9 protein-coding genes are annotated in these 10674 nt (G+C 65.3%); 3 read left to right on the forward strand and 6 right to left on the reverse strand.

Features of this window, described 5'->3' with window-relative positions:
• Position 1: 1 nt before the first annotated feature.
• Positions 2-1147, reverse strand: coding sequence for a beta-glucosidase (locus tag AC6CIE_RS00340; protein WP_498090734.1), 1146 nt, complete (start codon positions 1145-1147; stop codon positions 2-4).
• Positions 1148-1155: 8 nt separating this feature from the next.
• Positions 1156-3402, reverse strand: a complete 2247-nt coding sequence (gene glf, locus AC6CIE_RS00345) for a UDP-galactopyranose mutase (RefSeq protein WP_498090735.1) — start codon at positions 3400-3402, stop codon at positions 1156-1158.
• 455 nt (positions 3403-3857) lie between these two features.
• On the opposite strand from glf, the gene AC6CIE_RS00350 reads away from it, so the two are divergent.
• Entirely contained in the window at positions 3858-5027 is a 1170-nt protein-coding gene (locus AC6CIE_RS00350) for a zinc-dependent alcohol dehydrogenase (RefSeq protein ID WP_498090736.1), read from the forward strand.
• A gap of 78 nt (positions 5028-5105) precedes the next feature.
• Here AC6CIE_RS00350 and AC6CIE_RS00355 read toward each other — a convergent pair whose 3' ends face one another.
• The 3 genes from AC6CIE_RS00355 to galU all read right to left on the reverse strand — a co-directional run bounded on the left by AC6CIE_RS00355 (position 5106) and on the right by galU (position 7388).
• Positions 5106-6179, reverse strand: coding sequence for an FUSC family protein (locus AC6CIE_RS00355; protein WP_495603157.1), 1074 nt, complete (start codon positions 6177-6179; stop codon positions 5106-5108).
• Between the two features lie 142 nt (positions 6180-6321).
• The gene (locus AC6CIE_RS00360; RefSeq protein WP_175185708.1) at positions 6322-6537 is read right to left on the reverse strand and encodes a hypothetical protein; all 216 of its coding nucleotides are present in this window, start codon (positions 6535-6537) and stop codon (positions 6322-6324) included.
• Between the two features lie 17 nt (positions 6538-6554).
• Positions 6555-7388 carry a UTP--glucose-1-phosphate uridylyltransferase GalU gene (gene galU / locus AC6CIE_RS00365; protein WP_175185707.1) on the reverse strand — a complete coding sequence of 278 codons (834 nt, stop codon included), beginning with the start codon at positions 7386-7388 and terminating at the stop codon, positions 6555-6557.
• A gap of 167 nt (positions 7389-7555) precedes the next feature.
• Here galU and AC6CIE_RS00370 point away from each other — a divergent pair, with 167 nt between their 5' ends.
• Entirely contained in the window at positions 7556-9106 is a 1551-nt protein-coding gene (locus AC6CIE_RS00370) for a PAS domain-containing hybrid sensor histidine kinase/response regulator family protein (protein WP_498090737.1), read from the forward strand.
• Positions 9107-9184: 78 nt separating this feature from the next.
• Here the strand turns inward: AC6CIE_RS00370 and AC6CIE_RS00375 are convergent, their stop codons facing one another.
• Complete coding sequence (locus AC6CIE_RS00375) at positions 9185-9694, reverse strand: DUF421 domain-containing protein (protein WP_175185705.1); 510 nt, start codon at positions 9692-9694, stop codon at positions 9185-9187.
• Positions 9695-9828: 134 nt separating this feature from the next.
• Between AC6CIE_RS00375 and nadE the strand changes: the two genes are divergently transcribed.
• Complete coding sequence (gene nadE / locus AC6CIE_RS00380; protein ID WP_498091534.1) at positions 9829-10668, forward strand: NAD(+) synthase; 840 nt, start codon at positions 9829-9831, stop codon at positions 10666-10668.
• The last annotated feature ends 6 nt before the right edge of the window (positions 10669-10674 follow it).

The raw sequence follows: 10674 nt of genomic DNA on the forward strand, positions 1-10674 counted from the left end.
CTCAATCTCCGTCGGCGCTGCGTTCGGGCGCCGGGAGCAGGCCGGCGGGACCGCGGCCCGCGCGTACCGCCTGCGCGCGCAGTTCGATTTCGAGCGGGGCGTACACGCTGCGCCGGCCATCGGACGCGGGCGCGCTGAGGAGGCCGGTCGGGCAGTGGCGGTCGTCTTCCCAGCCTGGGTAGTCCGTCACCGGATACAGGCAGATGCCCGCGACGTCGACGCCGCGCGCCTGCGCCAGCGCGACCTGGTCGGCGACATAGCGCATCCAGCGGGGGCGAGCGAGACCTTCGGCCCCGGTTTCTGCAATGAACAAGGGCTTGCCGTAGCGGTGCGCGCAACCCTGCAGAAGGTGGGCCAGGGACGTGTAGCGCGCGTCGTCCCATGGCAGGGGCGCGCCGCGGTGCATCCATTGGTTGTGGGGGTAGTAGTTCAACCCGATGACGTCGACGTAGCGCTCGTCGCCGCCCAGGTCCGCGTGCCCGCGTCCGCACAGCATGTCGAGTGCTTCGAACTGGGCCTCGCTGGCCGCCGCGGCTTCCAGGGCGTCGCCGGGTTGCGCGGGCTGAATGGCAATCAGCGGCTCGGCGCAGACCAGACGCGCGTCCGGGTCGGCTTCCTGGATCGCGTCGCTGGCCTGGATGGCGGCGCGGGCGAGCTGCCGCTTGAGTTCCAGGCCACGCCCGAGCGTGCATGGCCCGAAGTGCGCCATGTCGCCGCCCGCCCAGCTCCAGTACGAGATTTCGTTCATCGGGCAATACCAGGTGGGCATATCGGTTTCTCCTGCAATCAGGCGGGCCGTTGCGGCGGCATATCGGGCGAACGCCTCGGGAAAGGAGGGCGACCAGATATCCAGCCACGCCGGCCAGCCGTAGTGGCACAGGTCCCAGATCACTTCGACGTTGCTGTCGCGGGCGGCACGTAGCAGCGGCAGCAGCGAAGACCAGTCGTATACGTTGGCGGCGGGGCAGACGAGGTGCCAGCGCACCCCGTCCCTTGCCGTCCGCATGCCCAGCGCGGCGATGGCGGCGTAGTCCTGGGCCGCCCACTTCGCATGGCCCGTGGACTCGATCAGGTCAAGCTGCCGGCCATCGGGGAAGCGGTGACAGGAGCACTCGAACCCCGCCTGCAGGAAGCTCTGAAACGCCATGCCCCGATTCATTCGGCCACGACCGCACCGCGCGGTTCTGCCTGCCGGTTTGCCATCTCCTCGTACGTGGACAGGGCCTGCGCCACGACCTGGTCCATGTTGTAGTACCGATAAGTCGCCAGGCGGCCGACGAAATGCACGCCTTCGCACGCATCCGCCAGCGCCTGGTACCGCCGGAACAGCGCAGCGTTTTCGGGGCGCGGGACGGGGTAGTACGGGTCCCCCTGCGCGCTGGGATACTCGTAGGTCACGGCGGTCTTCGCGTGGCGCTGGCCGGTCAGGTGCTTGTATTCCGTGATGCGGGTGTAAGGGACGTCTTCGGCCGGGTAGTTGACGACGCCGACGGGCTGGTGCCATTCCTCATCCAGCGTTTCGTGCCGGAACTTGAGGGACCGGTACGGCAGCGGGCCAAAGCAATAGCCGAAGTATTCGTCGATGGGGCCGGTATAGATCAGCTCGTCATAGCTGAACGCCGACTTGGCTGCCTCGAAGTCCATCCCGAGCGCAAGGGATATGTTGGGATGGTCCAGCATGCGCTCGAACATGTGCGTGTAGCCTTTGAGCGGCATGCATTGATGGCGGTCAGTGAAGTAGCGGTCGTCGCGCGAAAGCCGCGTGGGTACGCGCGCGGCGACGGAACGGTCCAGTTGCGAGGGGTCCAGGCCCCATTGCTTGCGGGTGTACCCGCGGAAGAACTTTTCGTACAGGTTGCGGCCGACCTGCGACACGACGTAGTCCTCGGCGCTGGACACGACGGAAACCGGCTCGGCCACCGTCTGCAGGAATTGTTCGGCCTCGGCGGCGGTGAAGCTCCGGCCGTTCAGCCGTTCGAGGGTCGTGAGGTTGATCGGCATCGGTACCAGCATGCCGTCGGTGCGGGCCAGGACCCGGTGTTCATAGGGCCGCCATTCCGTAAACCGGGACAGGTATTGCAGCACCTTGTCGGAGTTGGTGTGGAAGATGTGGGGACCGTAACGGTGCACGAGCAGTCCCGCCTCGTTATAGAAGTCGTAAGCATTGCCCGCGATGTGCGGACGCCGGTCCACCACCATGACGCGCTTGCCGCTGCCGCGCGCCAGGCGTTCGGCCAGCACGCTGCCAGCGTAGCCTGCACCGACGATCAGACAGTCGTAGTGCGTGGGCGTCAGGCTTTGCGGCAGCCGCAGGGCGGCCGGCACCGGGAACGCCTGACTGGCCCCGCGCGCGGAGCTGGTCCAGGCGCGATTCATCGCATCGCAGATGCCTTCCCAGCTTCGATCCCACGACATGCCGTCCAATGCGCGGTCGGCGTGCTGGGCCACCGTGTCCGGATCGGCCGCCGCGTCCAGCGCAAGCGCTATCGCGTTGACGAAGGCTGGCGCGTCCGCAGCGATGTGCACGACGGGGCAGCCGCGGTAGGCGCGCACGACGTCCGCAATCGGTGTGGAGACGACGGGCTTGCCCGCCGCCAGGTATTCCGGCGTCTTGGTCGGGCTGATGTAGCGCGTGGATTCGTTCATCGCGAACGGCATCAGGGCGACGTCCCATCCCGCCAGATAGTCAGGAAGCTGGGGGTACGTGCGCGAGCCAAGGTAATGGATGTTGGGCGCCTGCGGCAGCGTGGACGGGTCGATCTTGACCACCGGGCCGATCAGCACGAACTGCCACTCGGGCCGCATGCCGGCCGCCTGCGCCAGCAGTGCCGTGTCGAAGCGCTCGTCCAGCACGCCGTAAAAGCCCAGGCGAGGAGATGGAATCGCGAGCAGGTCGGCAGGGATGCTGGCCGACGTCCGGCCCCGCGCGAAATGCTGCCGGTCCACGCTGCTGGGGAACGCCTGAACATTCGGGTGCAGCCGTCGCTTGGACTCGTAAAGGCTATGCCCGCCCGTGAAGACCACGTCGGCGCGCGAGAGCAGTTGCCGTTCGAGCGCGACCAGTTCCGGCGGCGCGCCGCGAAACGCGGACAGTTCGTCCATGCAGTCGTACACCACGAGCCCGGCGTCCAGATCTTCGGTAAACGGCAGGCTCATCGGCGTGTAGTACCACAGGACCGGTGTGGCAAGTCCGTGCTCGCGGACAAGCTCAGCAAGCAAGCGGTGTTGGTCTTGCTTGGCCGTTTCCCGCGCCACGTGCGGTGTGATGACGGTGACGCCATCGACGCGGCTGGACTCGAGCCAGCCGTGGCGGGCGGTGTCTTCCCAGACAGGTTCTTCGACGTAGTAGACGGCGTGGGCCCGCGCGAAACGCGTCATCAGATGCTGGGGCCGTTGGTGCACGAAATTCCAACGGAGATGGGAAAAGCACAATATCGCAGGGCGCTCGCGCGTCAGCCATCCGTTCGCCGCAGGTGCTTCCGGTGCGGTGGGAGGGCGGGCGTGGGGTGCGCCGCCAATTGAGGAATCGACGGTACGCATGGAAACTCCAGGAGATGGGGATGGGTCTGGTGATGGCGGGGCGGCTTGAGCCGGGGTATCACACCGAAAGCGTGTGAAAGGGCTTCGCAAGCATCGTGCCGAACGCGCGCGGGACGCGGGGCTGCGATAAATCGCGGGGATCAATGGCGATTGCGGCCCAAGGTGTTGACGCGTCGTGGATATTTTTCGACCGGCGTTGCAAGTTCTGCGTTCGCTCCTGCGTCCGCGCGGACATTTCAGATGAATCGTGGCTCGCGGCATGGCAGTTGCTGCGCCCTGCCTGATCGCGTGTTGCGGTCACGTCAAAGGAGATTCTGATGAAAGCACTTTGCTGGCACGGCAAACACGACATCCGCTACGACACCGTCCCTGATCCTGTCATCGAGCATCCGCGCGACGCGATCATCAAGGTGAGCGCGTGCGCAATCTGCGGGTCCGACCTGCATCTGTTCGATGGATTCATGCCGGGCATGAAATCCGGCGACGTCATGGGCCATGAATTCATGGGCGAAGTCGTGGAAGTCGGCGCGCAGGCGCAGAACCTGAAAATCGGCGATCGCGTGGTGATCCCGTTCACCATTACCTGCGGGGAGTGCGACCAGTGCAAGCGCGGCAACTTCTCGGTCTGCGAGCGCACGAACCGCAATGCGGCGCAGGCGGCCAAGATGTTCGGCCACACGACGGCGGGGCTGTTCGGCTACACGCATCTGACTGGCGGCTATGCCGGCGGCCAGGCGGAATACGTGCGCGTGCCGTTTGCGGATTCAACGCATGTGCAGGTGCCCGACGAGTTGTCGGATGAACAGGTGCTGTTTCTGGGAGACATTCTGCCCACCGGTTGGCAGGCCGCCAAGCAATGCGACATCGAATCGACCGACACGGTCGCGGTGTGGGGCGGTGGCCCCGTCGGCCAGATGGCGATCAAGAGCGCGATCCTGCTGGGCGCGCGCCAGGTGATCTGCATCGAATCCGTGCCGGAACGCCTGCAGATGGCGCGCGATGCTGGCGCAGTCACGATCAACTTTCAGGACGAGGCCGTCGTGGAACGGTTGAAGGAACTGACCAACGGCAAGGGACCGGAGAAATGCATCGACGCGGTCGGCATGGAGTCGCACGCCAGCAGCACGATGGAGCACATGTACGACCGCATGAAGCAGGCGGTGGGCGCCGAGACCGACCGGCCGCACGTGTTGCGCGAAATGATGTACGTGTGCCGGCCGGCGGGCATCCTGTCGGTGCCGGGCGTGTATGGCGGGATGATCGACAAGATTCCGTTTGGCGCGTCGATGAACAAGGGGCTGACGTGGCGCATGGGCCAGACCCATGTGCGGCGCTGGACGGACCAGCTGCTCGACCTCATCGTGCAGGGCAGGATCGATCCGTCGTTCGTCATCACGCATCGCGCCAAGCTGGAGGCCGGGCCTGAGTTGTACAAGACGTTCCGTGACAAGGAAGACCGCTGCATCAAGGTCGTGCTGACGCCTTGAAGTCTTGACGCGTTGACCCATTTAATCGTTGGGCTTTGACCACCGAGGCCGGAAATCCTGCATCCGGCCTCGCGTTTGTCAGGACTCCGGCTGGACGGTGTCGCACAAGGCGTCCAGTTCCCGCGTGACTTCCTGCCACGACCAGCGGATGAGATCCACGGCCACGCGCTCGCGGGCCGTGAAGCTGCCGCCGCTCGCGGCTTCCTCGACAGCGGCATCCAGTTTGGCAAATGGCTCACCGGTGCTGCACATGGGCGCTTCGGCGCCCTTGTCGCGAATGACGCGGGCCAGTCCATCGATCTGCTGCCGTGCCGCCATCGCGACGTCGTGCAGCGCGGGGCCCAGACGGTGGCAGACGTTGTCGGTCAGCTCCATGCCGCCGATGCGTTCCATCAGCGGCACGGTCAACCACAGTTCCTCGATCCGTTCCTGCAGCCGATGGGCCTGCGTGTCCGCGCCCAGAATACGAATGGGCACTGATCGCGACTGGCTTGCCATGTCGCGTGCGCGCCAGTGGGTACGTTCCAGGGCGGGCTTGTCGCGGGGCCGGGGCCGGGCACGGCCTTCGTTCACGGCGGCGGCCCATTCGACCAGCAGTTCGCCATAGAGCTGCAGCGACGCGGCCAGGTTGTAGCGCATGCTGTATCGGGCCGACAGGGGCAGCACCGCAAAAGCGGCCAGGATCCCGGCAATGGACCCCACGACGATGGCGAGCGTCTTGTTCACCGCGCCCGCGACGATGTCGGCGTCCGGCGTGACGGTCAGGATGGTTGCCGTGACCAGGCTGTAGTTCAGCGTCGGCCAGCGTATCGACAGGCAGGCGGCGGCCCCCACGCCGGCCACGATGCTCCATGGCGCCGGAATGTCGGCGGCGTGCGCCAACGGCACGAGCGTGATGCCCAGCGCCACCCCGATCAGTGCGCCCAGGATGCGGGCCGCGGCCTCGCCGACCGTGCCCTCGACCGTGGCGCGCACCACAAAAAGGGCGGAGAAGGCGCCCCACGCGACGTCCGGCATCTGCCACCACGTCATGCAGCCGAAGGCAAGCAGTACCGCCGCCACGGTCTGCAGCGGCAGGCGGACGCCGTCCTCGGCAATGGCGGCCCGGTAGGCGGCAGCGCGTTTCAATAAATGGGAAAAGAGGGGGCTCATCGGCAACTGATTCATCTACAGCATGGCGCGGGGGCGTCGGCATCGCCCGCGGGCACGGAAATACGGGCGCCAGATGGCAGCGACCGCACGCGGACGGCCCCGTGCGGTCGCTGAAGGCGCAAGGTGAATGCGGCGGGCAGGCTCAGGAATCGGACTGCTTGGGACGTCCGTACGGATCCTTGCCGGCCGGCGCTTGCGAGCCGCCGGCGGGGTATCCCGAATTGGAGTCGGGGTTCTGATTCACGTCCCCCGTCGGCGGCCCGTCCTCGGTCGGCTGGCCCGTGAAGCCGGTCTCGGCGCGGTCGACATGCGGTGACGGCGGCGGATTGGGCGGGGGAGCGGGTTTCGAATCGGTCATGGAAAGACTCCTTTCTCTCAGGCCAGGTTGTGGTACTTGCGCCCGATTTCCATCGTGGCGCGGTAAAAGCCTTCCTTGCTGCCGCAGTCATAGCGCACGCCGTCGTATTCGAAGCCGAAGACCTTGCGCGACTTGAGCAGGGCGGCGATGCCGTCGGTCAGCTGGATTTCGCCGCCCACGCCCGCCTGGGTGGCTTCCAGCAGCGCGAAGATCTGGGGTTCCAGGATGTAGCGTCCGACCACCGCCAGGTCGGTCGGCGCGTCCTCGGGCTTGGGCTTTTCCACGATGCCGGTCAGGCTCATGACGCTGTGCGCCTTGCGGCTGCCGGACACGATCCCGTACTGGTGCGTGTTGGTTTTTGGCACCTGCTGGATCGCCAGGACGCTGCCCTCGAATTCGCGGGCAACCTTCATCATTTCGCCGATCACGGGGGCGTCCGCGTCTATCATGTCGTCCGCCAGCAGCACGGCAAACGGTTCATTGCCTACAATGTTCGCCGCACAAAGCACGGCGTGGCCGAGCCCCAGGGCGGCGGGCTGTCGGGTGTACACGCATTTGACGCTGTCCGGAATGACGTTGCGGACGGTCTCCAGCAGGGCGTTCTTGTTCTTCGCCTCCAAGTCGTACTCAAGTTCGGGCACGCGGTCGAAATGATCCTCGATCGCCCGTTTGTTGCGGCCGGTGACGAAGATCAGTTCGGTGATGCCTGCCGCGACCGCTTCTTCAACGGCATACTGGATCAGTGGCCGGTCGACGATGGGCAGCATTTCCTTGGGCATGGCCTTGGTGGCGGGAAGAAAGCGGGTGCCCAGGCCCGCGACGGGAAATACAGCTTTACGAATCGGTTGCATTATTAAGGCCCTCTATGCCCGGGCGGCGCCTGGAATGGGCCGCCCACTGACTACGGGTTACAGCAAATTCTGTGCCCGTTTGGCGATTGCTGTAACAGGATTTTCTGAACGGCACGGCGTTTGCTGAGAGCGATGAGCATGAATAAACACGCAGGTGGGGACATTGCATGACTTCTTTACCGGATTTTCCGTCCGAGGACCGCTATCGCCTTCTAGTCGGCGCAGTGCGGGATTACGCTATCTATCTTCTCGACGCCAAGGGCCGCGTAAGCAGCTGGAATCCCGGCGCGGAACGATTCAAGGGCTATGGCGCGGACGAGATCATCGGGCAGCATTTCTCCGTTTTTTACACACCTGAAGACCGAAATGCCGGCGTGCCGGAGCGTGCGTTGGAGACGGCGCGGCGTGAAGGGCGCTTTGAGGCCGAGGGCTGGCGCGTCCGCAAGGACGGCAGTACCTTCTGGTGCAGCGTGGTCATCGATCCGGTCCATGACGACCGGGGCGTCCTCGTCGGTTACGCCAAGATCACGCGCGACATCACCGAACAGAAGGAGCGGCACGAGCAACTGCAGGAAGCCCGCGATTCCATGCATCACGCCCAGCGCATGGAAGCCATCGGCCGCCTCACCGGCGGCGTTGCGCACGATTTCAACAACTTCCTGACCGCGATCCGCTTTTCCGCGGAGTTCATCAAGCGCTATCCGGAACTGCCCCCCTCGCTGATGCGCTACGTGGGCATCATCATCGACACCACCGAAAAGGCAGCTCAGCTGACCCGGCAGTTGCTGGCCTACGCCAAGCGGCAGCCGCTGCAGCCGCACGCGTTTGATGTGCGTGACAGCCTGGCGTCGATGCGGGAGCTTTTCGAGACCTCGGTCGGATCGCACGTGGCAATCAGCTACGAGTTCGGGCCGGGCGACTGCACGATCTTCGCGGACCCGGGGCAACTTGAATCCGCGTTGCTCAATCTGATCATGAATGCGCGCGACGCCATGCCGGCTGGCGGCCAACTCAAGATATTGGCTAAGGTTGTGCCGGACGCGTCGGAACTGGAAGACCATACCAAACTCAATGGCCCGCATGTGGCCCTCTCCGTGCAGGACACCGGCCCGGGTATCGCGCCCGGCGTGCTGGCGCACGTGTTCGAGCCTTTTTTCACCACCAAAGGCCAGCATGAGAATTCTGGTTTGGGTCTGAGCCAGGTGCAGGGCTTCGTGCAGCAGTCCGGCGGCGACGTGACCGTGGACAGCACGGTTGGCAAGGGATCCACGTTCACGCTCTACCTGCCGGCCGTCACGTCACCTGGCGAGGTGGTCGAGGCGCCTGCCGCCGGCGTCATCCTCAACGTGCCGGTGCGCCGCCAGGTGCTGCTGGTGGAAGACAACCGCATGGTCGGCGAGGTGGTGTCGGCATGGCTGGCGGAACTGGGCCAGGACCTGACGTGGACGGTCGATGCCGAGAAAGCCCTGCACGAACTGGAGCAACGCAACGGCGGCTTTGACCTGGCGATCCTGGATCTGGTGCTTCCCGGCATGAACGGGATGGAACTCGCCCGCCGGATCCGAGAAAATTGGCCCGGCATTCGGATCGTGCTGGCCAGCGGCTATAGCGATGCGATGGCCGGACCGCGGGCGCTGGGATTCCCGGTCATGCAAAAACCGTACTCCGTCGAGGCGCTGATGCAGGTGCTGACCGAGGATGCGCACACGATGCCGTAAGGGCCGACGCATGGCGCTGCGGTGATCCCCGCGGGCGGTGGCCGACGTCCCGACGGATGGGCGTCAGGCTGCGCGGCGTTAGGTCCGGCGAAAGCGGTTGTGCGCCCGGCGCTTGATGACGCTGATATCTCCATCCGGCTCCATATACGCGCGGCGCACCTCTGAAACTTCGAGGACGCCTTTCAGCCGGAGCTGGCTCATCAGCTCGTCTTCCGTCAGGTATTCGCGGCGCAGCGCGCGCTTGGCGATCACGCCGTCGCGCACGAGGCATACGCGGTCCGATTCGAGCAGGCGGCCAAGCGGCTTGAAAAAGTAGCCTACCCGGTCGACCAGCACGGTCCAACCGATGATCGTGGAGATCAGGACCATGCCGTCCAGAATGGATTTGTATTCGCCCGCCATCGCATTCTGCGCGGCGTCGGCGATCAGGACCAGCACCAGCATGTCGGCCACGCCCAGCGAGCCGACATCGCGCCGGCCGGCAAGCCGCAGCAGCAAGAAGATGAACCAATAGACGATCGTCCCGCGGATGAAAATCTCTAGCGGCGAGAGCGAAAACGAAAACATCGTCGACCAGTCCGGGTCCATCGTGGCGCCTCCGACAATGAAACATCGAACGGCGAGCAAGTGCCGTGCCCGAACAAGCCTGGCGCGGCGCAGGGCATGAGTCGCACGCAGGAACGCTGATTGCTGCTCAGATGCGCCAACGTGGAGAAGTAAAAATGAATTCAGGTAACACCCCCTTGCGCTTGCGGGATGCCATCGCCGGAGAATTGGGAGTAACCCCGGACTTCGACGCGACCGAAGAGCTGGAAAGGCGCATTGCCTTCCTCGCCGACTACCTGATGCAGTCAGGCCGCGCAGGTTATGTCCTGGGAATCAGCGGCGGGGTGGATTCCACGGTCGCGGCGCGGATCGCGCAGCTTGCCGTCGAGCGCGTTCGCGGCCAGGGGAGACCGGCCACGTTCGTCACCGTGCGCTTGCCCTACGGCGAGCAGCGGGACGAAGAAGACGCGGCGCAGGCACTGGATTTCATTGCACCCGATCGCCGTATGCGGATCGACATCAAGCCGGCCGTGGATGCGCAACGCGAGGCGCTGCGCGCCGCCGGCCTTGAATACGCGGACGAGGCGGCCGAGGATTTCGGGGCGGGCAACATCAAGGCGCGGCAGCGCATGATTGCCCAGTATGCGATTGCAGGCGCGCTTGACTGCCTGGTGATTGGCACGGACCAGGCCGCCGAGGCCTTGATGGGGTTTTTCACTAAACATGGCGACGGCGCGGCGGACGTGCTGCCCCTGCGCGGTCTGACCAAGCGGCGGGTGCGGGCGCTGGGGTCGCTGCTGGGCGCGCCGGACCGGCTGGTGCTCAAGGTGCCGACCGCCGACCTTGAGTCGTTGCGGCCGTTGCGCCCGGATGAGGACGCGTACGGTGTGACATACGCGCAGATCGATGGCTATCTGGAAGGCGAGGAGGTTGCCGAAGACGCGGTCGCGGTGATCGAGCGCCAGTACCGCGCCACGGCGCACAAGCGGATGCTGCCGCCGGGGCCCATCGAATGATTTGAA

This window comes from Achromobacter sp. GQ309 (assembly GCF_059759315.1).

Excerpts from the sequence above, each read along its gene's own strand:
- AC6CIE_RS00355 (WP_495603157.1), bottom strand. The coding sequence starts at position 6,179 with ATGAGCCCCCTCTTTTCCCATTTATTGAAACGCGCTGCCGCCTACCGG.
- AC6CIE_RS00370 (WP_498090737.1), top strand. The coding sequence starts at position 7,556 with ATGACTTCTTTACCGGATTTTCCGTCCGAGGACCGCTATCGCCTTCTA.
- nadE (WP_498091534.1), top strand. The coding sequence starts at position 9,829 with ATGAATTCAGGTAACACCCCCTTGCGCTTGCGGGATGCCATCGCCGGA.
- galU (WP_175185707.1), bottom strand. The coding sequence starts at position 7,388 with ATGCAACCGATTCGTAAAGCTGTATTTCCCGTCGCGGGCCTGGGCACC.
- AC6CIE_RS00375 (WP_175185705.1), bottom strand. The coding sequence starts at position 9,694 with ATGGACCCGGACTGGTCGACGATGTTTTCGTTTTCGCTCTCGCCGCTA.
- AC6CIE_RS00350 (WP_498090736.1), top strand. The coding sequence starts at position 3,858 with ATGAAAGCACTTTGCTGGCACGGCAAACACGACATCCGCTACGACACC.
- AC6CIE_RS00360 (WP_175185708.1), bottom strand. The coding sequence starts at position 6,537 with ATGACCGATTCGAAACCCGCTCCCCCGCCCAATCCGCCGCCGTCACCG.
- AC6CIE_RS00340 (WP_498090734.1), bottom strand. The coding sequence starts at position 1,147 with ATGGCGTTTCAGAGCTTCCTGCAGGCGGGGTTCGAGTGCTCCTGTCAC.